Consider the following 22,466-nt stretch of genomic DNA (forward strand, 5'->3'; position numbering starts at 1 on the left):
GGATGTCACAGCCCCTGCTGTCAGATGCAGAACCGGAAAGGTTTTTTCCCCTCATGTCACACCGCAGCGGCATCCGCGTTGCCATCTATCTGTTGACCGCCCTGACCATCATGCTGCTATCCCTCATGGATCGTCCGCCGGTGCCGCAGAGCGGTCTGCTCGGCTGGGACAAACTCCAACACGCGCTGGCCTACGCCTTTCTGACCCTGCTGGGCGGCTGGGCTTTTACCCCTGGCTTGGGAGCGCGGCGCGCATGGCGCTGGGCGCTGCTTTTGGCGGTGACCTATGGGGGGTTGATGGAGGTGGCGCAATTTCTGCTGTCCGGCCGCCGCAGCGGCCATCCGGCCGATGCCCTGGCCAATGCCCTGGGCGCAGCGGCGGTATTCGGTGTCGCGCGCCTGCTGCGCGGTAGTCAGGAGGAGCGGCAGTGACGGAGAGCCGGTTTCCTCTCGCCCAATTGCTGCAGGCGGCCCGGGACGGCGCCTTGGTGCTGACCGTCAACCAGCGCCTGGAACGATATCTGCGACGGCTGTTTGATGACGAGTGCCGCGCGGCGGGCGAGCAGGCCTGGGCGGCACCGGCCATTCGTTCCCTGGGCCGTTGGCAGAAAGAGTTATGCGACCAGCTTGGGCTGGCCCACGCCTGCCTGACTCCCGCCCAGGCTCTGCGCCTCTGGGAGGAGATCATCGAGCAGGACCTGACGCAGTGCGGCGCCGGGTTGTTGCGCGTCGGCGAGACCGCGAAGCTGGCCGGCGAAGCCCATGCCCTGCTGTGCGAATACGGGGTTTCCTTCAACGCTGTCGAAGGTGGCGAGGATCACCAGGTGTTCCTGCGTTGGCAGGGGGCGTTTGAAGCGGCCCTGGAGCGCGGCGGCTGGCAGGATCCGGCCCGCCTGCCGGAGCGGTTGGCGGCGGCCCTCGCGTGGGGCGAGGCGATCTGTCCCAAGCGGGTCTGGCTGGCCGGGTTCGACGACTTGCGGCCCGCCGTCCTCAGGCTGACCGCGGCCCTGGCGGCAGGCGGAGCTGCCGTCGGCAGCTGGCGAGGGGCGCCGGGGGCACCCTCCCGGGCCGGCCAGGTGACGGGCCTGGATCCGGAAGACGAAGTGCGTCGCTGCGCCCGCTGGGCCCGCAACCTGCTGGCTCAAAGCGATGCGACCATCGGCATCATCGCTGTCGATTTGGCAGCCTACCAGAAAACCCTGCAGCGCATCTTTCGGGAAGAGCTGGCACCGTCCTCCCTGCTGCCGGGTGCCGCGCAGGAAAAAGCCTTCAATCTCTCCCTGGGCACACCCCTGGCTGCGACGGGGATGGTGGTCGCCGCCCTGGAACTGCTGTCCCTCGGCCGGCAGGTTGCCCTGGACCGGATCAGTTACCTGCTGCGTTCCCCCTTCGTCTGGGGGTACCTCGCCGAGTCCTCGGCACGGGCCCTGTTCGACCGTGAACTGCGGCAGCTGCGCCAGACTGCCTGGCCCCTCCCGCAACTGGTCAAGCGCGCCCGCAGCGGCTTTAAAAAGGGACTGGGGCGCTGCGATATTTTTGCCCGGATGCTGGAAAACGTCCACTCCGCCCTGGAGGATCGAAGCCGGCGCCGGCCGGGAGCCTGGGCCGAATCTTTCGCCCGTCTGCTCGATGATTGCCACTGGCCGGGGGATCGCAGACTGGACAGCCGCGACTACCAGCTGTTCGTTGCCTGGAAGGAAGTCTTGGCCGGGCTGGCTGCCTATGACGAGGTCTGCTCTCCCATGGGGCGCGCCGAAGCCTTGACCTTGCTGAAACGGGCGGCCGGGGAGACCCTCTTCCAGCCTCAGGGCTCCGAAGAGCGCCTGCAGATTCTCGGTACCCTGGAAGCGGCCGGGTTGCAGTTCGATCACGTCTGGATTCTCGGCCTGCACGAGCAGGCCCTGCCGGCCCCGGCCCGCCCCAACCCGTTTTTGCCGCTGGACCTGCAACGCCGCCACGGCATGCCCCATGCCGATGCGGCCCGCGAACTTGATTTCGCCGGCCGCGTCCTTGACCGCCTGTTGACGGCGGCGCCCCAAGTGGTGGTGAGCTGGCCGGCCCGGCAGGACGGGCAGCCGTGCCGCATCAGTCCCCTGGTCCGACACCTGCCGGAGTGGAACCCGGAGTTGGCCGACAGTCAGGCTCCGGCCCGGATCGTCCGTCGGGAATCCGGCCCCCTGGAGGCTTGGGTCGATGACTTGGGCGCGCCTTTGCCGGCCGGGGTGCGCGTGAGCGGCGGTACCGCCATCCTCAAGGACCAGGCGCTCTGTCCTTTCCGTGCCTACGCGCGCCATCGTCTGGCGGCCGACGGCTTGGCCGTCGGCAGTCTCGGTCTGGACGGACTGGATCGCGGCGTGCTGGTGCACGATGCCCTGGAGCATTTTTGGCGCCAGACCGGCGATTGGCACCAGCTTCAGGCGTTGTCGGAGTCGGCGCGACGATCCCGGCTGGCGACCTGCGTGAACCGGGCTTTGCAGCGTCTGGAAAAGGATCGACAGCTCCACCTGCCGGCGGCGCTGCGCGCCATCGAGGCCCGGCGCCTGACGGAACTGCTGGCGGAATGGCTGCTGGTGGAAGGGGCGCGGGCGCCTTTTGTGGTGGAAGAACTGGAGCGGTGGCACCAGGAAAGTCTGGCGCAACTCACCATTCAGACCCGCATTGATCGCATCGATCGCCTGGCGGATGGCAGCCGCCTCATCATCGATTACAAAACCGGCCGTCCCGCCCTAGGCGACCTTCTTGGCCGACGTCCGGTGGAACCGCAATTGCCCCTCTATGGAGTCGGGCGACAGCAGGAGGAACTGGCGGCCGTGGCCTTCGGCCGGGTGCGGCGTGGTGACTGCGGCTTTGTCGGCCTGGCCTGCCGGGACGAGATCCTGCCCCGGGTGGCGGCAGTGACCGATGGGGGTTTGCCGGTGCCGGCAGGCGGCAGCGCCTGGCAGTCCCTGCTGGAATTCTGGCGAGAGGCGTTGCTGGACCTGGCCCGGGCCTTTGCCGCAGGGCGGGCGGAGGTCGATCCCATCAGTGCCCGCCAGGCCTGTGACCGATGCGACCTCCAGGCCCTGTGCCGCATCGGCGGCACGGCCGATTTCGAGGCTGCGGAGGAGACGCCATGACCGATTCCACTTCCCGGCCTCCCGACTACCAGGCGCGGCAGCAGGCCCTCGACGTCCGGCGCTCCTTCATCGTTCAGGCGCCGGCCGGCAGCGGTAAGACCGAACTGCTCATCCAGCGGATTCTGGCCCTGCTGGCGACCGTCGAGGCCCCGGAAGAGATTTTGGCCGTCACTTTTACCCGCAAGGCCGCCGGCGAGATGCGCGAGCGCCTCGGCCGGGCCCTGGTGGAGGCCCGGGGGCCGGAACCGCAAACGGAGCATGCCCGCCAGACCTGGCAGTTGGCGCGGGCTGCCCTGGCCAACGACGAGCGGCGCCAGTGGCGGCTGCTCGAGCATCCGGCCCGCCTGACGGTGCAGACCATCGACGGCCTGTGCGCGTCCCTGGTGCGGCGCATGCCCTGGCTGTCCCGGTTCGGCGCCCAGGCGACGGTGACGGAGGAGGCCGCCGAGCTGTATCGGGCAGCGGCCGAGCGGGTGCTGGACCTGGCCGAACAGGAAGCCCCGGAAAGTGCCGCCGTGCAGGAGCTGTTGGCCCACCTCGACAACCGGCTGGAGCGGCTGCGGGATCTGCTGGTGGCCATGCTGGCCCGCCGCGATCAGTGGCTGCGGCATTTGGCCGGGCAGAACGCCGAAGGGCAGCGTCGCGTCCTGGAGGACAGCCTGCGCACCCTGGTTACAGAGCATCTGCAGGGGTTGCAGGCGTTGCTGCCATCCTCCGTTACCTCGGCTTTGCCGGCCCTGGCCGCGTTTGCCGCCGCCCACCTGCCGGAGAGGGGCACAGGCGGGCGCATCGGCCGCCTGCATGATCTGGCTGCTTTTCCTCTTCCCCAAGCCGAGGATCTGGATGATTGGCAGGCCCTGGCGGATCTGCTGTTGACGGCCGGCGACACTCTGCGCAAAAAGCTGGACAAGAACTGCGGCTTCCCGGCCCACAAAAGCGGGGCCTTCCCGGCCATGAAGCAGGCCATGGCCGGGGTCTTGGAAGAACTGGCCGCCATTCCGGCCCTGGCCGAAGCCTGGGCGGCGGTACGCCAACTGCCGCCGGTGGTCTATGAAGCCGGACAATGGCGCATTCTGCAGGCCCTGGTGGCCCTGTTGCCACGGGCGGTGGCGGAACTGTGGCTGGTGTTTCGGGAGCGCGGCCTGACGGATTTCGTCGAGGTGGCCCAAGCCGCCGGCCGGGCTCTCGGGGACTGCGACGCGCCCACGGATCTGATGTTGCATCTGGATCGCCGCATTCAGCATATCCTGGTGGATGAATTCCAGGATACCTCCTGGGGACAATACCTGCTGCTGGCCAAGCTCACCGCCGGCTGGCAGCCCGGCGACGGCCGCAGCCTGTTCCTGGTCGGCGATCCCATGCAGTCCATCTACCGGTTTCGGGAGGCGGAGGTCGGCCTCTATCTGCGCAGCCGGCGGCACGGTATCGGTGCTCTGCCCCTGGAAACCCTGACCCTGTGCGCCAATTTCCGTTCCCAGGCCGGCATCGTCGAGTGGGTCAACCGGACCTTTCCGGATCTGTTCCCGGCACGGGAAAACGAGGCTCTGGGCGGCGTCTGTTATGCTTCCTCCGTGGCCGTGCGGCCGGTCCGGGCCGGAGCGGCGGTGCAGGTGCATCCCTTTGCCGGGCGGGACGACGGCGCCGAAGCGGGCCGGGTGCTGGAACTGGTGCGGGAGGCACGGCGCCTGGATCCGCAGGGCAGCGTCGCGGTGCTGGTCCGCGCCCGCAGTCACCTGCAGGCGATTGTCGCGGCGCTGCGCGCTGCCGGTCTGCGGTTCGCCGCCCAGGAGATCGATCCCCTGGCCGATCGGGAGGTGGCGCGGGACCTGTTGTGCCTGACCCGTGCCCTGCTGCACCCCGCCGATCGCATCGCTCTGCTGGCGGTGCTGCGGGCGCCCTGGTGCGGCCTCGCCCTGGCGGAACTGGACAGCCTGTGCCGCGACGGCGCCGGGCGCACCCTGGCGGACCTGCTGCGTGAGCCGCAACGTTTGGCCGGGTTGTCGGCGGAGGGCCGGCGCCGGTTGGAACGCACCTGGCGGATTCTCGGCGAAGCCGCCGCCCAGCGCGGCCGGCAATCCCTGCGTTCCCTGGTGGAAGGGGCCTGGCTGGCCTTGGGCGGACCCGCCTGCACCGATGAAGCCGGGCTGGCGGATGCCGCCGCGGTGCTGAGTCTGCTGGAAGACTGCGATCACGGCGGCGACCTGCTGCCCTACGAAGAGCTGGAAGCCAGGCTGGCGCAACTGTACGCCGCCCCCGATCCCCTGGCCGACGGCGGCCTGCAGGTCATGACCATCCACAAGGCCAAGGGACTGGAGTTCGATACGGTGATATTGCCCGGTCTGGGCCGGCGGCCGCGGGGTGATGATCCGCCCCTGATGCGCTGGCTGGAACTGCCGGAGGCCGGTCTGCTGCTGGCGCCCATCGCCCCCCTGGACGGCCGGACCCGTGACCCCATTTACGATGCCATTGCCCGCATCGAACAGCAAAAGCACGACCTGGAGGCGACGCGCCTGTTGTACGTGGCGGCGACGCGAGCCCGGCACCGGTTGCATCTGCTGGGCCATGCCCGGGCGGACAACAGCGGCGGGTGGCGACCGGAAAACGGTTCCTTCCTGGCCCGGCTCTGGCCGCAGGTTGCCGATGGCTTTCAGGCCTTGGCCCCAGACGCCGACGCTGCGGACGGTCAGGCTCCGGCGGTCGCCGCGCCTTTGTGCCGGCTACCCGTCGGTTGGCAACGGCCGTCCCTGGCGGACGCCCTGATTGCCGCAGGTCCGCCCGTCCTGCAGCCATCGGCCCTGGCGGCCGGCCAGGACCAGCTTTGTCTGGCGCCCCAAACCGAAGACGGGCGGCATATCGGCACCGTCACCCATGCCTGGCTGGCGCGCATGGGCGCGGAGGGGCTTGCCGGTTGGTCGGAGGGCAGACTGCAGCGGGAGTTGCCCGTTATGCGGCGTCGCCTCGGGCAGCTTGGCATTGCAGCCGACCGCCTGGAGCAGGCCGCCGGCCTGGTATTGCGTGCCCTGTGCCGGACTCTGGCCGATGCACGGGGATGCTGGCTGCTCGCGGACCATGCCGAAGCCTTTTGTGAACTGGCCCTGTGCGGGACCCTGGACGATCGCCTGGTGCATGCCATACTGGATCGAACCTTTGTCGACGGTGATGGGGTACGCTGGATCGTCGACTATAAGACGGTGGAGCCCGGCACGGAAGATCCGGCGCAGTTCATGGCCAGGGAAGGAGAGCGCTATCGCCCGCAACTGGAGGTCTATGCAGCCCTGATGACCCGTTGGCGACCCGGAACAGCGGTTCGCACCGCTCTGTATTTTCCCCTGTTCGGGGGGTGGTGGGTTTATGATCAGGCTGAAGGCTGAAGGCTGAAGGCTGAAGGCTGAAGGCTGAAGGCTGAAGGCTGAAGGCGGAAGGCGGAAGGCGGAAGGCGGAAGGCGGGAAAACTCAAACCAGGAGGAGGAAGATGCGCAAACTGATCGGTTCGGCCATGGTGGCGGCGTTGTTGATGGGCGTCGGATGCGGCAAGAAGGAGGAGCAGCAGGTGGTGAAGACCCCGGAAGGCGACGTTACCGTGACCCGCAAGGACGGCGAAGTCAGCAGCGTGACGGTGACCGGCAAGGATGGGACCACTACCTTTACCCAAAGTGGCGGCGAACTGCCCAAGGATATGAAGGTGCCCGTGTATCCCGGGGCCGGCGCTGCGGAAAGCGGCAGTTTCAGAGCCTCGCAGCAGGGCAACGAGGGTGTGGAACACGTTTCCTCCGTTATGCTGCATACCAAGGATGGCTTGGACAAGGTGAAGGATTTCTACCAGGGTCAGCTCAAGGAAAAGAATCCGCATATTTTCGAAATGAGTGTTCCGGACGGCAAAATGGTGACCTTTGCCATGGAGGGCGAGAAACGATCAACCACGGTGGTGCTGACGGAAAACCGGCAGCAGGGCGGTACCGATATCCAGATTGTTTCGGTCAAGAATTAATGCTTTGCAACATGTTGTTTTTGCATTAATCTGCCGGTTTTGCCTGGTGTCTTCAGGCGTCGCCCAGCTTTCAAAACAGTGTTGCATTTGGAACCGGTTTGCAGGCAATATGTAGGGAATGGTGCGGCCAGGTCGGCCGTACCTCAACCTGTTACGAAAGGGGATATGGCACATGCCGAAATTTGTGATCGAGCGTGAACTGCCCGGCGCAGGCAAGCTTTCCGGACCGGAATTGCAGGGAATTTCCCAACATTCCTGCGGTGTTCTGCAATCCATGGGGCCCACCATCCAGTGGGTGGAAAGTTATGTGACGGACGACAAGATCTACTGCATCTACATTGCGCCCAGTGAAGATGCGGTACGCGAGCATGCCGAAAAAGGCGGTTTCCCCGCCAATCGCGTCAGCGAAATTCGTACCGTTATCGATCCGACCACGGCTGAAGGCTAATCCGGCCGGAATGGATCCATGGTAAAACCGAAACGCCCCCGTCACCACGCTGACGGGGGCGTTTCGGTTTAAACGCGGTCAGACTTCCGACTGATCCAACAACGCCGCCAGTTCTTCCGGGCTGCGCGCCGGTTCCAGGCAGGCCTGCTCCCGGCACAGGTAAGCCGTGACGCCGTCGTCCAGAGGCCGTTTGCCCCGAACTACCGGTGCCAGTTCGTCCAGGGCGGCGTCTTGAGGCCGGCGCCAAAGCACCAGGGTACGCGGCCGGAAGCGTTGCCGCAGGGTTCGCAGCATGGCCTTGGCCCGGGGGGTTGTCGGATCGCCGGCCAGTACCAATACCTGGCGGGGACCGAGGGCGAAATCCAGGGCGAGGAGCAACTGTGCGCTGCCGGTGGGATACTTGTTCATCTGTTGGGCTGAAGCCCGCAACACCGCTTCACCGGCCTCTTCCAGGGAGCGATCGCCGGTCATGACGGCGAGTTGCAACAGCACCAGGGCCGCCACGGAATTGCCGGCCGGGACGGCCGCATCGACCAGGGTCCGTTTGCGCCCCAAGACCTCCTCCGCATCCGTGCCGGAATCAAAATAAACCCCATCCTCGTTGCCGAACAGGGCTTGCATGGCTTTGGTCAGGCACAGCGCTTCGCCCAGGTAGCGATGATCGAAGGTGGCCTGATAGAGTTCCAGCAGCCCTTGGATGAAGAACGCGTAGTCCTCCAGAAAGCCCGGAATGGCGGCTTCGCCGTCGCGATAGCGTCGCAACAGGCGGCCTGATGTGTCGCGCATGGTGTTCAGAATAAAGTCCGCCGCGCGGGCGGCGGCCTGAACATATTCATCGTATCCCAAAATCGCCCCGCCGCGGGCCATGGCGGCAATCATCAGGCCGTTCCAGGCCGTCAGGATCTTGTCGTCCCGGTAGGGACGCACGCGCTGCTGCCGGGCTTCCTGGAGCTTTTGGAGACCCAGGGCGAGCACCGCGCCCAACTCCTGGGCGGGAACGCCGAACCATTTGGCCCATTCCGTCAGATCCATTTCCAGCCGCGGTATGTTCTTTCCTTCGAAGTTGCCCTCGGGAGAAATTTCGTAGCAATGGCAGAAAATGGTGCCATGTTCATGCCCCAGGACCTCCTCGACCTGTTCCGGGGTCCACAGATAGAAGGTGCCTTCGGCGCCTTCCGAATCGGCATCCTCCCCGCAACAGAAAGCTCCGCCGTGGTGGGTCAGATCCCGTATGACGTAACGCAGAATCTCATCGGCGGTATTGCTGAAAAAGCCATCGCCGCTGGCCTGGAAGGCATCCAACGCCGCCGTTGCCAGCAACGCCTGGTCGTAAAGCATCTTTTCGAAATGGGGCACCCGCCAGAAGGTATCCACGGAATAACGGTGCACGCCAAAACCGACATGGTCATAGATGCCGCCCAGGCGAATGTGCTGCAGGGTACGCAGGGCCATGGTCCGGGCGTTGTCCAAGCCAAAGCGGGCATGAATGCGCAGCAGCAGGGACAGGTTGTGGGGCGTGGGGAATTTGGGCGCGTCGCTGAAGCCGCCGCGCTTGTCGTCGAAGTTTTCCAGGTATTTCTCGTAGGCCCTCTGCAGCGGGACATCCTTTAGGGCGCCGGAGGATCCGACGGTGGCGGTCGGCTCCTCCATCTTCAACAGCATGTCGCGCAGTTCCCGGCCGGTTTGCAACAGGCGCTCGGGATCCGATGTCCACATGGTGCCGATGCGTTCCAGAACCTCGATGATGCCCGACGCCTCCCCCCGCGCGTTGCGGGGCAGGTAGGTGGCCGCGAAAAAGGGGGTTTTGTCCGGCGCCAGAAAGACGTTCAAGGGCCATCCACCGCCGCCGGTCAGGAGTTGACAGACCGTCATATAGGTATTGTCGATATCGGGCCGTTCTTCGCGGTCCACCTTGATGGCGATGAAATGCCGCTTCAGCACGGCGGCGACCTCGGGATCCTCGAAGGATTCCTGTTCCATGACATGGCACCAGTGGCAGGTGGAATAGCCGATGGACACCAGAACCGGCTTGTTCTCCGCCTTGGCCGCGGCGAAGGCTTCCTCGCCCCAGGGATACCAGTCGACGGGGTTGGCGGCATGCTGCAGCAGGTAGGGACTTTTCTCAAAAACCAGGCGGTTGAAATCCGGTCCGCCATCCGGAGGCAGGGTCGATGTGTCCAGGGCCGACAGGCGGGCAACCAGGGTGTCGCGATCTAGCGTATGGGACATGGTGAACTCCTAGGATGAAAAACTCCGACTATTTGCTGGCGCGATTGTTAAACCTTAACAAGCCACTGCATATATGCAAACCGGGGCCTGGTGCTCCGGGCCGGCAAAAATTCATTCCTCCATGACAATTCAGGTAGCCGGGAAGAAGGGTCTTACTCTCTCTCTCCTGGATCTCTTGCGAACAATTATTTCCTGTTTAATAAAACTTTGTCTAAAAGGTTGACAGAAGCGTTTTTTAAGGTATTTGTCATTTCAAAACGCTGTTCACGTTGGTTTTAAATTAGAAAAATATTTAAAAGGGCGTATTATGGGTGTCAATCAGGATCAGAAGGTCAGAATCAGGAACCGATGCGCGGGGGTATCCGTGGTGGAGTTTGCCCTCATCGTACCGGTCTTTCTGCTGTTGTTCTTTGCGGTGGTTGACCTGGGTGTCATGTTCTGGGTCAACCTGACCATGCAACACGCGGTGCGGGAAGGCGCCCGTTACGCCATTACCGGACGCAAGGATCTGGATCCGAACCCCGATGAAGCGGCCCGCATCCGCGATGCGGCAGTACTGGAAAAAATTAAGAAAAGCTCTCTGGGGCTGTACGATAAGGTTGTCGACGACACCGAGGTAACCGACGCCGATGGCAACGCAGTGGCCGGTTTCGGGCAGCCCGGTGAGACCATCGTCATCAACCTCAACTGTTCGTGGCCCTTGCTGACGCCATTGATCCGTCCGTTTTTCTCCGAGGGGACCTATCACTTTACGGTCAGTACGGCCATGCGCAATGAGATGTTTTAACCCTAAACGCAAACAAGGACGGCTATGAAACTGAACGATCATGGGGTTTCCGTGGTGGAATTCGCGCTGTTATTGCCTTTGCTGATCGTCTTGGTGTTTGGCATCATAGAGTTTTCCCGGGCGCTGTTCACCAACAATGCCATCATTAATGTCAGCCGTGAGGGCGCCAACCTGGCCACCCGCACCTCGACGCAAACTCCGGAAATTCTCAATGCCGTAGCGCGTACGGCCCGGCAGGTCGATATGCGGAACGCGGCGATGATCTATCTGACCCGAATCATCGAAAACGACGGGGTGGCGCAGGTGACGGAACAGTACCGCTGGACCGGTTCCCAGATGGGCAGCCCACCCGACAGCAGCGTCTGGCCCTGCAATCGACCATGGGATTCAGGGCGCTGCAGAATTCAAAATCCCCTCAACCCTTCCAGGCCCGCCAACATCAGCCTTACCCTTAATCCCAACGAAGAGATCATTGCCGTTGAGGTGTTCTATCGCTACGAACCCATATTCAACAATTTCTTCGGAAGAACCCGGCTGCTGTATTCCGCAACGGTTCTCTGACACACTGATGGAGGAGGGAATGTCATGATACTGTTGCGGAGATTGAATGAAAAGGGGCAGGTGGTGGTTCTGGTGGCCCTATCCGCCGTCGTTTTGCTGGGTCTGACAGGGCTGGCCATCGATTCGGGCATCGGCTACGGCGTCAAGGCGAAGCTGAATGCCTCTGTCGATGCAGCGGCCATCGCCGCGGCCCGGGCGGTGGCCACCGGAGACAATGACGGGGCGCGGGTGGTGGCTGCCCGGCAGGCCGCCGAGCGTTTTTTTGCCGCCAACTTTCCCAATGGCTGGATGGGGGCGACTCCGAGCGCTCTCAACACGGTGGCCGTACATGAAGCGGACGGTTTTTGGCGCATCTCGGTGACGGGGCAGGCGACGGTGCCAACCACTTTCATGCAGGTGATGGGGTTCCGCAACATCACCGTCAACGCCGAGGCCGAGGTGATCAAACGGGACCTGGACATGGTGCTGGTCATCGACAACTCGGGTTCCCTGGGGCCGCCGACCAGTCCTCAAGGAACCTTCCGCAAGGTTCAGGATGCCGCCATCAGTTTCATCGACAAGTTCAATGAAGGGCCCGGCGGCGATCGCATCGGCCTGATCTCCTTCGGCTCCGGAGCAGAGATCGATGTGCCCATCAACAAAAATGCCAATCGGGGATTCAGTAAAAACACCCTGCGCAACGCCATTAACGCCATTCCTCTCGGTGGTGCCACGGCTTCTGCCGAAGCCTTCCGTCTGGCCTTCGACGAAATCGAAGCGGTGCCGGCGGATGTGAGGTCGAGCCTGCGGGTGGTGGTGTTCTTCAGTGATGGGGCTCCCAACCTGGTGGCCGCTGACTACAACCGTGCCGGAACCACGGTTCAAGGTGGTCTGTACTCCGAAACGGAGGGCCCCGGCAACAGTCGCGCCAACCGCATGTTCCGCCATAACCAGCGCAACAACCAGATGCCGGGCAATTTTTCCGATATCGTACGGTTGCCTCGCAACGGGCTGGGGAACGTCCCCCTTGCCAGTTTCAACAATCAGCGCAGCCTGACCCCTTCCGGGGCGGAATATGAGCAGACCCGCTGCAATGTCAACAAAGCCGCCCGCAACATGGTGGAAAATCTGGCCAATACGACCCGTGAAGCAGGGGTGCATGTCTTCACCCTTGGTCTGGGCGAGCGACTCAACAGTCTGGAAGTGACTTTCTGCGGGTACGGGCCCGATGAGCGGGGCGCCAACATTCTGCGCCGCCTGGCGAACATGGATCCCAACCGCAATGCCAGCGGCGAGGCGGGCGAATCCGACACCCTGAATACCAGTCAGCCCATCGGGCTGTATGTTTTTGCGGAGGATGCCGATCAGATGGAGGCGGCCTTCAACCAGATTGCCAGTGCGATCATGCGGCTGACGCGCTGAGTCGGGAGGTTGAATATGTGGTTGAAACGTTGGCATGGATTCCTGAAAGGCGAGGGCGGCGCGACGGCGGTGGAATATGCCGTTATGCTGGCGCTGATTGTCATTGTCGCCATCGGCGCCATTCAGCTCTTGGGAGAAAAGGTCAACAATGCTTTTCAGGGTACCGTCGAAGAGCTGGAGGGTACTGGCGGTTGACCGAATAAGGTGGAAATGGTTTCGTAACGCACTATAAAAAAACGGTTTTTTAATATCAGAGAAAATGTTATCCTCATTTTGTGAATTGCTTGCAGCAAAGGAGGTAGGGGCTATGTTGTGGGATACTTTGAAAAATCTTGGCAAGGACGAAAGTGGCGCGACATCGGTAGAATATGCCGTGATTCTGGCCCTGATTATTGTCGTGGCGTTTGTGGCCATCCAAGCCTTGGGGCTTTCCGTCAACAACTCTTTTGAATTGTTCAACACTCGATTCAATCCCTGACTGGGATGGCGCCATAGTTCAACCCGATCTGCCTGGCCAGACAGGCTTCCCCGGAATTGTTTCCGGCCAAGGGGTCGTGTGTGCTTTTCCTTTGAAGAAATGGGTATTTTGCGTGCCGGGGGCGGGTTGACAAATCCGCCCCCTCTGCCTACATTGGCACGGTCAAAATACCTTCCAGGAGGAACTAGCGCATATGACTCAGGAACACAGGGAACAGGGCAACATCACCATCCACACCGAGAACATCTTCCCCATCATCAAGAAATGGCTCTACAGCGAAAAGGAAATCTTCCTCCGGGAACTGGTCTCCAATGCCGTCGACGCCATCCACAAATTGCAGCACATCAATGTCGTTGAGGGATTGCAGCTGAGCAACGAGTATGCCGTCGACATCAGCGTGGACCCGGCCGCCGGCACCCTGACCATCAAGGACAACGGCATCGGCATGACCGCCGACGAGGTCCGCAAGTACATCAACCAGGTGGCCTTCTCCTCCGCAGAGGAATTCGTCGAACGATTCAAGGATCTCAAGGATAAAAACCAGATTATCGGTCATTTCGGTCTGGGGTTCTATTCCAGCTTCATGGTGTCCGCCAAGGTCGAGATTTTCAGCCGCTCCTATTTGCCTGAGGCCGGCGGAGTGCACTGGTCCTGCGAAGGCTCCACCAGTTACACCCTGGGTGAGCACGATAAGGCGGATCGCGGCACCGAAGTGGTGCTGCATCTGGACCAGGATGAGCGTGAATTTCTGGACCCGGTGCGGTTGCGGGAAATTCTCAAGCGCTATTGCAATTTTCTGCCGGTGCCCATTCGTCTGGCCGGCGACGTGGTCAATGACCAATCTCCCCTTTGGACGGCAACCGCCGGCGAGGTGGAGGAGGGTCAGTATCGGGAGTTTTACAAGAAGCTCTACCCCTGGACGGACGATCCCCTGTTTTGGATTCACCTCAATGTCGACTACCCCTTCAACCTCAAGGGGATCCTGTATTTCCCCAAGCTGACCACTGAATTCGATGTGGCCAAAAGCCACATCAAGCTGTTCTGCAACCAGGTGTTTGTTACCGACAACTGTCCGGAACTGATTCCGGAGTTTCTCAATCCGTTGCAGGGTTGCCTGGATGCCCCGGACCTGCCCCTCAACGTTTCGCGCAGCTATCTGCAGAACGAACCCCAGGTGCGCAAGATCCGCGAGGTCATCACCAGCAGGGTAGCCGGGAAAATCGTCGATTTGGCCAAAAAGGATCGGGCCGCCTTCGGGCCCATCTGGGAAAATATCCATACCTTTGTCAAATACGGGATGATGCGGGATGACAAGTTCGGCGACAAGCTCAAGGAACAGGTGCTGTTTAACAGCACCGGGGCCGAGCGGTTGACCACTCTGCCGGAATATCTGGAGCGGGCCAAGGATCAGCACGCCAACAAGGTCTTTTATGCCACCAACGAGGCGGCGCAGGGTACCTACCTGAAACTGTTCGCCAAACAGGGGCTGGAGGTGCTGATCCTGGACAGCCTGATCGACAATCATTTCATCCAGTATCTGGAAATGAAGAACCCGGAGGTGCATTTTCAGCGGGTCGATGCCGATTTAACGGAAAATCTCATTGAAGAAAAAATAAAAATTCAATTGCCCGGGAGCGATGAAAATCAGGCTAACGCATCAAGATTAAAAGAAATATTTGAAAAAACCCTGCACGTAGGGCAGCTTTCGGTGCGTGTTGAAAGGTTGAAGGATGATTCCGTCCCTGCTATTATCCTACTGGCCGAGCAAACCCGGCGCCTGCAGGAGATGACCCGCATGCTGGGCAAGGGGGAGGAAAACCTGTTCGGGGAACATACCTTGCTGGTCAATGCCACCTCTCCCGCGGTTGCCAATATCCTCTCCCTGCAGCAGGCCGGACGCGATGATGACTGCCGGATGCTCATTGAACAGGTTTACGATCTGGCCCTGCTTTCACACCGGCCCTTCGACAAGGAACGGATGGAGGAATTTCTGGCCCGGAGCAACCGGCTGTTGGCCAAACTGGGTTCTTCGAACTGAGCGTTCCGGCAAGATGCGAATTTCCGATCGTATGATCGGGGTTCAGGAATTTTCCGGCATCAAGGTCCCTTGAAAATGGGGTCCGTAAACAGGAAATAAGGCAAGTTTACAGGTTTTTTAACTCGGATATGTCCCTGTTTTTAAACGGAAAAAAAGATTAAAAAAAATTTTTTCGAAAAATTTCGAGCTTTCGAAAAATTTCTGTTGATTTTGCCAGAAAAAGGAGTAGATTCTTGCCGTCTGCCCAAGAGGCGGATGGGTCACTAGACCCAATCAGGGGGATGAAGGAGGTGAAACAGCATGAAGAAACTCGTTGTGATGCTCAGCATTCTGCTTATGGCTACCATGGCTATCGCCTGCAAAAAGCAGGAAGAAGCTCCGGCTACGGTAGAGCAGACCGAAGCGGTTGACACTGCCGCTGACCAGGTTGTCACCGAAGAAGCAGCTCCTATGGCTGAAGAAGCGCCTGCCGCCGAAGCAGCTCCGGCTACTGAAGAGGCTCCTGCTACTCAGGCCAACTAATTGCTGCACCCAGTTTTACGAAAAAAGCCTGCGGGGTTATCCCTGCAGGCTTTTGTATTTTCCGCTACCGAAAGCGCAGGCTGAAGCGGCCGTCTTTGGCCGATCCGATGTGCGCCGTGGCGGGTAGTGGGTCATCGCCCAGGCGCTGCAGGATGCCCGCCGAGAGCTGCGGCAGCAGGGTACCGCGCAGGATGTGGTCGATGTTGCGGGCGCCCGTATCCACCTCGGTGCAGCGCTCGGCGATGTCCGTCACCACCGAGCGTGACCAGCTCAGTTTCATGTTGTGGCTTTGACACAGGCGCTCGGCCAGCTGGTGCAGGCGCAGAGCGGCGATTTCCTGAATGAAGGCCGCGTCCAGCAGGTAGAAGGGCACGATGGTCATGCGTGCCAGCAGGGCCGGCTTGAAGTGCCGCACCAGTTCCGGGCGGATGGCTTCGGTCAGTTCTTTTGCCGTCGGCCGGCTGGAGCCCGCGCAGAGGTGGCTGACGGTATCGGCGGCCAGGTTGCTGGTAAGAAACAGCACGGTGTTTTTAAAGTCGATCTCCCGTCCTTCGCCGTCGGCCAGAGAGCCCTTGTCGAACACCTGGTAGAAGAGGTTGACCACATCCAGGTGGGCCTTTTCCACCTCGTCCATGAGCACCACCGAGTAGGGCTGGCGGCGCACCGCCTCGGTGAGTTTGCCGCCTTCGCCGAAGCCGACGTAACCCGGCGGCGAGCCGATGAGGCGGCTGACGGTGTGGGCTTCCTGAAACTCACTCATGTTGACGGTGGTGAGAAAGCGCTCGCCGCCGAACAGCAGATCGGCCACCGCCAGGGCGGTTTCGGTCTTGCCCGTCCCCGAGGGGCCGACCAGCAGGAAGATGCCCTGGGGTCGGGTGGGGTCGCCCAGTCCCGCCTTGGCGGCGCGCAGGGTTTCGCCGATGACCGCCAGGGCCTCGTCCTGACCCTTGATGCGCCGGCGCAGATCCGCCTCCAACTGCATGGCGCTGCCGGCCTGATCCCGCAGTACCTTGCCCAGGGGGATGCCGGTCCAGTCCGAGACCACCTTGGCCACCATATCGGGATCGACTTCCACCCGCACCAGGGGCTGCGCTGCCTGGGCCGCCTCCAGTTCCGTGGTGACGGCGGCGATGCGTTCGCGGAGCGGTTCGCCGGAAGCTTGCGAAGCCTGCGACGCCACCGCTTCGCCCAGTTCCCGGCGCAGGGCGATGAGGTCCCGAGCCAGGGCCTGCTCTTTCTGCCAGCGCTCGGTCAGGGCGGCCCGTTCTTCCTCCAGTTCGGCGAGCTGCCGCTCCAGCCGCGTCTGCCGCTCCGGGTCCGGAGCCGCGCCGTGCAACAGGTCTCGTTCCAGGGCGGCCTGCTCCCGCCGCAGGGCCGCAATGGCCCGCTCCTGGTCCTCCAGGGCCTCCGGCTTGGCGCTCAGCAGAATCTTCACCCGCGCCGCGCTGGTATCCAGCAGATCCACCGCCTTGTCCGGCAACTGCCGTCCCGAGATGTAGCGGCCTGACAGCTCGGCGGCGGCGACGATGGCGTCGTCCCGCACCGTCACGCCGTGGGCCGCTTCGTATTTATCCTTCAGCCCCCGCAGGATCAGGGCCGCCGTCTCCACCGACGGCTCCTCCAGTTTCACCGGCTGAAAACGGCGGGCCAGGGCGGCGTCCTTCTCGAAGTACTTCTTGTATTCCGACCAGGTGGTGGCGGCGATGGTGCGCAGTTCGCCTCTGGCCAGAGCCGGTTTGAGCAGGTTGGCCGCGTCGCCGCCGCCGGCCTGCCCCCCGGCGCCGATGAGGGTGTGGGCCTCGTCGATAAACAGGATGATCGGCGTCGGCGAGGACTTGATCTCGGCGATCACCGACTTCAGGCGGTTCTCGAATTCCCCCTTGACCCCGGCGCCGGCCTGCAGCAGGCCCAGATCCAGACCCACCAGGGACACCTCGCGCAGAAACTGGGGTACATCCCCCTCCACCACTCGCAGAGCCAGCCCTTCCACCACGGCGGTCTTGCCCACCCCCGCTTCACCCACCACGATGGGATTGTTCTTGCGTCGCCGGGCCAGAATATCGATCATCTGCCCGATCTCCCGGTCCCGGCCAAACACCGGGTCGATCTCGCCGGTTTGTGCCTTGGCGGTAAAATCGGTACAGAAACGTCCCAGAGCGCTGTCACCGCCTGCCGCAGCCGTAGCCGCGCCCGCCGCCGGTCCATCCCCCGCAACCTGCTCCGCCGAGTCGGCTGTCAGGATGGCGAACTGCTTGAGCAGCGTCTCCCGATTGATCCCCTGCAGGGTCTCCATATAGCTGCCTTCGGTCAGTTGCAGGGGTTTGGCCAGCAGGGCCGCCAGCAGGGCGCCGGAGCGGATCTGATTCTGACCCAGGTCGATGGAGGCGATGAGCCAGGCGTCCTGGCACCATTGCAGCAGCAAGGGTGAAAAGACCGGCTTGCCCGCATTGCCGGTGGCCAGACCCTCCACGGTCTGCTCCAGAGCCCGCCGCACCCGGGCCGGTTCCATCTCGAAATGGCGCAGAATGGCCTGCACGTCGTTGCCGCCTTCTTCCAAAAGGCGGCCCAGCAGATGCTCCACGGTAATCTCGTAATGACCGCGGGACACGCACAGTCCCGCCGCCCCCTCCAGAGCACGGGTGCAGGCGGGGTTGAGGCGGCGCAGCAGGTTTTTTAAATCCACGTTCAACATGGGGTTTTCTCCTTGATAAAAGTGGGGCCGATTACAACGAATCGGCCCAGTCGGGAGTCTGGTTGGGCAGGGCAGGTGGGTTGTTTTTTGGGTTAGGTTCAAGTAAGCCGCTTCTCGGCAGTTTCACGCCCAATCCATTGAATCTTTCTGCGTTCTTCCGAGAGTAAGACTTCCGAACCAGCCGATCCTCTGGTTCCCTTTCTGAATAACCCTGTACCCAGAGAGGAGAACGATCATGATGACTGACTGGTACGAAAAATCCATTCGCGCCCTGCAAATGGCCGGCATGAGCAAGCGCACCCAGCAGTGCTGCACTTGGCCATGATGGCGTAGTCGCCATCGATGAGCAGGGAGTAAGTCCGTTCCGGGTCTTCCGAGTCTAGTATTTGTGACACTACTCGGGGGTCGTTTTCGATGTTTTCCGGATCGATGGATTCAAACTGCCGCATGAAGAGCTCCTTGTCAGTAACTGTAGTTTTTCAGCGGGATGCGGCACAGAACCTGTAGCCTCTCCAACTCCCCAAGTTTGCGGGGCTTTTTGTCGTAGGTGAAGACCTCGACGTTGTCGTAGCCCGTGTCTTCCTGCACCGGTCCAAAGGGGGTGAAGGCATTGATGTTGTTGGTCAGGCCTTCATCCCCCATCTTGTCCCTCTGTCTTCTACGCCATACTCTGCCGACAGGTGGGTGCCATGACTACAGCTCCCCCCGCCGAATCCGCTCGGCGTTGTCCTTGAACCACGCGAACAGGCCCAACTCGAACAGGGCGGTGTCGGTGAAGGAGTATTCTTTGGAGATGTTAGGGTCCCGCCGGTCGACGGTGGCGAAGGCGTAGCCGGTTTCGCGGTTTTCCCCCAGGCCGAAATAGCGATCCACCCGAAGCCGCTCCCCTTCGATGGCTTCGGTGAAGTGAAAAACCCCGGCAGGCAGACCGCCTTCTTTGGCGAGCTTGAAGAACTTGTTTTCGATGGTGTCCACCAGCCAGGGCAGGCCCTGCTTGGGGAATTCGAGCTGATAATGCAGCCATTCGCTTTTCCATTTGTTCGGACCCTCCGTGGGGTCCTCCCAGTATTGGGCTGTAGCCAAAATGGTATAATCGCCATCGATGAGCAGGTAGAAGGTGCGTTTCGGGTTGTTCGGGTCTTGCTTGCTTGACACTACTCGGGGGTCGTTTTCGATGTTTTCCGGATCGATGGATTCAAACTGGCGCATGGAAGGCTCCTTGTCAGTAGCTGTAGTTTTTCAGGGGGATGCGGCACAGAACCTGTAGCTCCTCCAACTCCCCCAGGGTGCGGGGTCGTTTGTCGTAGGTGAAGACCTCGACGATGCCGTAGCCCGTGTCTTCCTGCACCGGCCCGAAAGGGGTGAAGGTATTGTCGGCGTTGATGTCGTTGGTCATGCCGCAGCCCAGAAACTGTTCGTTGCAGCCGAATTTGCCTTTGAGCTGGTGGCGTACCCTGAGCATGTCGGCCTCTTCCGCGTCAAAACCGAGGTCCGCAGCCAGTTTGAGTAACTGGTCCGGTTCATCCAGGTTGACCCTTTTGGCCATCGCCTGCTCGTGCAGAGACTCGTAGTAATAGCTGTAGGCCGGCTTCATGGCTTCGTCGATGAGATGGGCTACCGGCGCCAGTTTTTCATCCTTCAGGGCCTCTTTTTCCAGGTAATCGACGATCGCCTCCCGGGTGGGATAGAAGGACTCCATTTCGCACTGGGCTTCCGCCTGCTCCCGATCGATGATCAGCATGGTGTATTCAATTTCGGGATCGTAGGGGATGCCGGTTAGTTCGCAGAGCAGGCGGGCGTTGTGGTCGGCGTGCTCGATTTGGCTGAAGGTGGCGGTCCAGTAGTTGGCAGGCTGCACGCCGGGCTTGCCGATGGTGCCGTTGTCTCCGGCGTGCGCGCTTTCGATGATGCGCACCGTGAATTTCTCCGGCACGTTGTCTTCGACAAGCTTGAGCTTGTCTTCGGTGCTGTAGAACGATGGGGGCAGGGCTGTGCCATTGCTCAGGGCCTGCTCCACGGCGGTTCTGGCGACATCCAGGCGCTGTCGGGCCTCGTCCATGGTGGCCGGACGGGGGGGAATGTGATCCAGATTGGCCGAGGCCGACAGCTCGGGGGTGCCGTAACCGTCGCCGATGATGACGGTGGAGTTACCGGTGACGATGCGGCCGCCGTGTTGGGTGCGGTCGCCGAAGCGGGCGGCGGGCTTGCCGTTAAAAAACACCGTGGAAGAGCCTTCGGTAATGGTGTCCACGGCGCCGCCGATGCACAGAGCCTGGTCGCCCTTGCGGGCGGCGGGTTGGCCGCCGATGAAAATATCCGGCGAGCCGTTGAGGATGGGGCCGCCCACATGGGGCTTGGGACCGGGTTCGACCTTGGGGCAGATGTGATAGTCGCCGACGGTTGCGGCATATTTGGGCATGCTGTCGTCTCCTTTGGATTGTTTAGGGGCGCGGTGTTCAGGGATTGACCTTCACCTTGCCGCCGAGAACCCGAATGCCGGATTTGTCGATGAGAATTTTGTTACCGCCGACCTCGATGGTTATCTTCTTTTTGGCTTTGAGGATGATTTCCTCGGCGGTCTCCGTGAGTTTACCGGTGACGTCGGTGTTGCTGTCGCCGCCGATGGTCTGTCCCTTGTCGTTCTTTATCAAAATGTTCCAGTCTTTTTCGCTGCGCAGGAAGATTTCTTCGGCGCCCTTCGCATCATCGAAGCGCAACTCATGGAATCCCTCGCCCTTGTGGGTTTTCGTTCTGAAGCCGCTTTGGGTTACACTTTTTTTGAGGCTGTTGATTGGCATGTTGTCGGAGTTGTAGACGCTGCCGGTGACGATGGGTCGGTCCGGATCTCCTTCCAGAAAATCAACCAGAACTTCATCACCGACGCGAGGAATGTATTGAGCTCCCCGTGCGCCGCCGCCCCAACTATGAGCGACTCTGATCCAACAGGAACTGGTGTCGTCGCGCTTGCCGAGTCGATCCCAGTGGAAGTGGACAATTATCCGTCCATATTCGTCTGTACAAATTTCCTCACCTTTTGGTCCGACGACGGTGGCAGTCTGAAGGCCGGTTATAACGGGCTTTGGCGTGATTCTGGGCGGGCGGAATTCCGTATTGGCAGGGAGGCAGGAAAAGCCGTTTTCATATCTGGAGCCACCGTTTCCTTTCTCTTCCAGTGATTGTGGCTGTTCACCGGAATGCGCGGCGGCGACGATGAGGTATTCTTTCTCGTCATACACTTTGTCTCTGTCCGACAAGATGAATTTGAACCCCGTAGTGATGCGATGGCAGTTGCTTGTTCCCTTCGCTTTAATTTTAAGCAGATTTTGCTCCGCCAGTCGGATCTTTGCCATGATGTTTCCATTGGACTTGTTTAAATATTTTCCTGAATAGTCATATATTTCAATGTCTTTGAAGTCTTTTTCATTTGTATTGACCTTAAGGTTGTTTGACGTATGCTCATAGTTGAAGCTCGTGTGAGTATACGCACCCGGCCTGATCCTTTGTGAATAGCTGAAGGCAGAGATGCTTTCTTCTTTGGCGTTCATCCCGTTAGAAGTATTAAAAGTCACATTGGACTTCCCCTTGATCTGAGAACAATGGCTGGCGTTGTCGGTTATAACCAGCGTATGCTTATCTTTCTCATGCTCGAAAAAATAGAAGATTCCTTCTTCTTCCAAGAGGCGCGAGATGAAATTCAGGTCCGTTTCGCGGTATTGGACGCAATAGTCCTTGATAATATCTTTGCGGTTAAGGGCGAACCTGACGCGGTTTTCGTCGATGCCGCTCTCTTCGAGAACCTTGGACACAATGTCCTGAAGCGGTTTGTTCTGAAAAATACGACAATCGCGTTCGAGGGAAAGAAGCCAAAGGGAAGGTACTAGTCGCGTATGGAAGAGGTTATAAGTCCCATCGCTTCCAGCCTGTTCAAATTTGACAATTATGCCGTGGAAATAGCGGTTCAAATCCAGTGGTTTTCGTGTTTGCGCCTCGATTGACGCCGGCATGTCGCTCAGGATGGTTAGTACTGCTTCACATGCAGCTACTTCGTCGAAGGTGATCTTTATTGTCTTGGGAACGGCAAGGGTCAGGTTGACCTCATATGTGCAAGAAATCCCTTCTAAAGCATCAAAAGCAACCACTCGAGTCTGGTAACTTTTCCCTTTTATATCGAACAGAAACCGTGAATCAGAAGCGCCCATGGAACTCT

At 60.9% G+C, this 22,466-nt stretch carries 18 protein-coding genes; 12 read left to right on the plus strand and 6 right to left on the minus strand.

The features are described from left to right. Window positions 1-53 precede the first annotated feature (53 nt). The 5 genes from JQN68_RS09405 (at window position 54) to JQN68_RS09425 (ending at window position 7,551) form a co-directional block, all read left to right on the plus strand. On the plus strand, window positions 54-431 hold the full coding sequence (locus JQN68_RS09405; RefSeq protein WP_225073538.1) for a VanZ family protein: 378 nt from the start codon (window positions 54-56) through the stop codon (window positions 429-431). Next, window positions 428-3,115, plus strand: coding sequence for a PD-(D/E)XK nuclease family protein (locus JQN68_RS09410; protein WP_225073539.1), 2,688 nt, complete (start codon window positions 428-430; stop codon window positions 3,113-3,115). Before JQN68_RS09405 ends, JQN68_RS09410 begins: the two co-directional genes overlap by 4 nt. Beyond that, the gene (locus tag JQN68_RS09415; protein WP_225073540.1) at window positions 3,112-6,486 is read left to right on the plus strand and encodes a UvrD-helicase domain-containing protein; all 3,375 of its coding nucleotides are present in this window, start codon (window positions 3,112-3,114) and stop codon (window positions 6,484-6,486) included. The genes JQN68_RS09410 and JQN68_RS09415 overlap by 4 nt, the downstream gene beginning before the upstream one ends. A 101-nt stretch (window positions 6,487-6,587) precedes the next feature. Beyond that, window positions 6,588-7,103 (plus strand): hypothetical protein, encoded by a 516-nt coding sequence (locus tag JQN68_RS09420; RefSeq protein ID WP_225073707.1) that lies wholly within the window; start codon window positions 6,588-6,590, stop codon window positions 7,101-7,103. A gap of 172 nt (window positions 7,104-7,275) precedes the next feature. Continuing rightward, entirely contained in the window at window positions 7,276-7,551 is a 276-nt protein-coding gene (locus JQN68_RS09425; protein WP_225073706.1) for a DUF4242 domain-containing protein, read from the plus strand. 78 nt (window positions 7,552-7,629) lie between these two features. On the opposite strand, the gene JQN68_RS09430 is transcribed toward JQN68_RS09425, so the two are convergent. Continuing rightward, window positions 7,630-9,780 carry a thioredoxin domain-containing protein gene (locus tag JQN68_RS09430; RefSeq protein ID WP_225073705.1) on the minus strand — a complete coding sequence of 717 codons (2,151 nt, stop codon included), beginning with the start codon at window positions 9,778-9,780 and terminating at the stop codon, window positions 7,630-7,632. Between the two features lie 364 nt (window positions 9,781-10,144). Between JQN68_RS09430 and JQN68_RS09435 the strand changes: the two genes are divergently transcribed. The 7 genes from JQN68_RS09435 (at window position 10,145) to JQN68_RS09465 (ending at window position 15,567) form a co-directional block, all read left to right on the plus strand. Continuing rightward, window positions 10,145-10,567, plus strand: coding sequence for a TadE family protein (locus JQN68_RS09435; protein ID WP_249621140.1), 423 nt, complete (start codon window positions 10,145-10,147; stop codon window positions 10,565-10,567). A gap of 24 nt (window positions 10,568-10,591) precedes the next feature. After that, window positions 10,592-11,128, plus strand: coding sequence for a TadE/TadG family type IV pilus assembly protein (locus JQN68_RS09440; RefSeq protein ID WP_225073703.1), 537 nt, complete (start codon window positions 10,592-10,594; stop codon window positions 11,126-11,128). 24 nt (window positions 11,129-11,152) lie between these two features. Beyond that, complete coding sequence (locus JQN68_RS09445; RefSeq protein ID WP_225073702.1) at window positions 11,153-12,529, plus strand: vWA domain-containing protein; 1,377 nt, start codon at window positions 11,153-11,155, stop codon at window positions 12,527-12,529. Window positions 12,530-12,544: 15 nt separating this feature from the next. Beyond that, the gene (locus tag JQN68_RS09450; RefSeq protein WP_225073701.1) at window positions 12,545-12,724 is read left to right on the plus strand and encodes a Flp family type IVb pilin; all 180 of its coding nucleotides are present in this window, start codon (window positions 12,545-12,547) and stop codon (window positions 12,722-12,724) included. Window positions 12,725-12,836: 112 nt separating this feature from the next. Continuing rightward, window positions 12,837-13,007 carry a Flp family type IVb pilin gene (locus tag JQN68_RS09455; RefSeq protein ID WP_225073700.1) on the plus strand — a complete coding sequence of 57 codons (171 nt, stop codon included), beginning with the start codon at window positions 12,837-12,839 and terminating at the stop codon, window positions 13,005-13,007. A gap of 193 nt (window positions 13,008-13,200) precedes the next feature. Beyond that, on the plus strand, window positions 13,201-15,045 hold the full coding sequence (gene htpG / locus JQN68_RS09460; RefSeq protein WP_225073699.1) for a molecular chaperone HtpG: 1,845 nt from the start codon (window positions 13,201-13,203) through the stop codon (window positions 15,043-15,045). 300 nt (window positions 15,046-15,345) lie between these two features. After that, on the plus strand, window positions 15,346-15,567 hold the full coding sequence (locus JQN68_RS09465) for a hypothetical protein (RefSeq protein ID WP_225073698.1): 222 nt from the start codon (window positions 15,346-15,348) through the stop codon (window positions 15,565-15,567). A 64-nt stretch (window positions 15,568-15,631) separates the two neighbouring features. On the opposite strand, the gene tssH is transcribed toward JQN68_RS09465, so the two are convergent. The 5 genes from tssH to tssI all read right to left on the minus strand — a co-directional run bounded on the left by tssH (window position 15,632) and on the right by tssI (window position 22,458). After that, window positions 15,632-18,259 (minus strand): type VI secretion system ATPase TssH, encoded by a 2,628-nt coding sequence (gene tssH, locus JQN68_RS09470; protein ID WP_249621141.1) that lies wholly within the window; start codon window positions 18,257-18,259, stop codon window positions 15,632-15,634. Between the two features lie 462 nt (window positions 18,260-18,721). Beyond that, window positions 18,722-18,901: a hypothetical protein gene (locus JQN68_RS09475; RefSeq protein ID WP_225073862.1), complete on the minus strand. Its 180-nt coding sequence runs from the start codon at window positions 18,899-18,901 to the stop codon at window positions 18,722-18,724. 51 nt (window positions 18,902-18,952) lie between these two features. Continuing rightward, window positions 18,953-19,468, minus strand: a complete 516-nt coding sequence (locus JQN68_RS09480; RefSeq protein WP_249621142.1) for a hypothetical protein — start codon at window positions 19,466-19,468, stop codon at window positions 18,953-18,955. A 13-nt stretch (window positions 19,469-19,481) separates the two neighbouring features. Further along, window positions 19,482-20,678: a PAAR domain-containing protein gene (locus tag JQN68_RS09485; protein ID WP_249621143.1), complete on the minus strand. Its 1,197-nt coding sequence runs from the start codon at window positions 20,676-20,678 to the stop codon at window positions 19,482-19,484. A 37-nt stretch (window positions 20,679-20,715) separates the two neighbouring features. Continuing rightward, window positions 20,716-22,458, minus strand: coding sequence for a type VI secretion system tip protein TssI/VgrG (tssI, locus tag JQN68_RS09490; RefSeq protein WP_225073790.1), 1,743 nt, complete (start codon window positions 22,456-22,458; stop codon window positions 20,716-20,718). Window positions 22,459-22,466 lie beyond the last annotated feature (8 nt).

Source organism: Desulfuromonas sp. CSMB_57, from assembly GCF_020194955.2.
Taxonomy (GTDB): domain Bacteria; phylum Desulfobacterota; class Desulfuromonadia; order Desulfuromonadales; family Syntrophotaleaceae; genus JAFCIY02.

Coding starts and splice junctions, on each gene's coding strand:
- JQN68_RS09405 (WP_225073538.1), top strand. CDS start 54: ATGTCACACCGCAGCGGCATCCGCGTTGCCATCTATCTGTTGACCGCC.
- JQN68_RS09415 (WP_225073540.1), top strand. CDS start 3,112: ATGACCGATTCCACTTCCCGGCCTCCCGACTACCAGGCGCGGCAGCAG.
- JQN68_RS09485 (WP_249621143.1), bottom strand. CDS start 20,678: ATGCCCAAATATGCCGCAACCGTCGGCGACTATCACATCTGCCCCAAG.
- htpG (WP_225073699.1), top strand. CDS start 13,201: ATGACTCAGGAACACAGGGAACAGGGCAACATCACCATCCACACCGAG.
- JQN68_RS09440 (WP_225073703.1), top strand. CDS start 10,592: ATGAAACTGAACGATCATGGGGTTTCCGTGGTGGAATTCGCGCTGTTA.
- JQN68_RS09450 (WP_225073701.1), top strand. CDS start 12,545: ATGTGGTTGAAACGTTGGCATGGATTCCTGAAAGGCGAGGGCGGCGCG.
- tssH (WP_249621141.1), bottom strand. CDS start 18,259: ATGTTGAACGTGGATTTAAAAAACCTGCTGCGCCGCCTCAACCCCGCC.
- JQN68_RS09480 (WP_249621142.1), bottom strand. CDS start 19,468: ATGCGCCAGTTTGAATCCATCGATCCGGAAAACATCGAAAACGACCCC.
- JQN68_RS09455 (WP_225073700.1), top strand. CDS start 12,837: ATGTTGTGGGATACTTTGAAAAATCTTGGCAAGGACGAAAGTGGCGCG.
- JQN68_RS09425 (WP_225073706.1), top strand. CDS start 7,276: ATGCCGAAATTTGTGATCGAGCGTGAACTGCCCGGCGCAGGCAAGCTT.
- JQN68_RS09430 (WP_225073705.1), bottom strand. CDS start 9,780: ATGTCCCATACGCTAGATCGCGACACCCTGGTTGCCCGCCTGTCGGCC.
- JQN68_RS09475 (WP_225073862.1), bottom strand. CDS start 18,901: ATGGGGGATGAAGGCCTGACCAACAACATCAATGCCTTCACCCCCTTT.
- JQN68_RS09420 (WP_225073707.1), top strand. CDS start 6,588: ATGCGCAAACTGATCGGTTCGGCCATGGTGGCGGCGTTGTTGATGGGC.
- JQN68_RS09465 (WP_225073698.1), top strand. CDS start 15,346: ATGAAGAAACTCGTTGTGATGCTCAGCATTCTGCTTATGGCTACCATG.
- tssI (WP_225073790.1), bottom strand. CDS start 22,458: ATGGGCGCTTCTGATTCACGGTTTCTGTTCGATATAAAAGGGAAAAGT.
- JQN68_RS09445 (WP_225073702.1), top strand. CDS start 11,153: ATGATACTGTTGCGGAGATTGAATGAAAAGGGGCAGGTGGTGGTTCTG.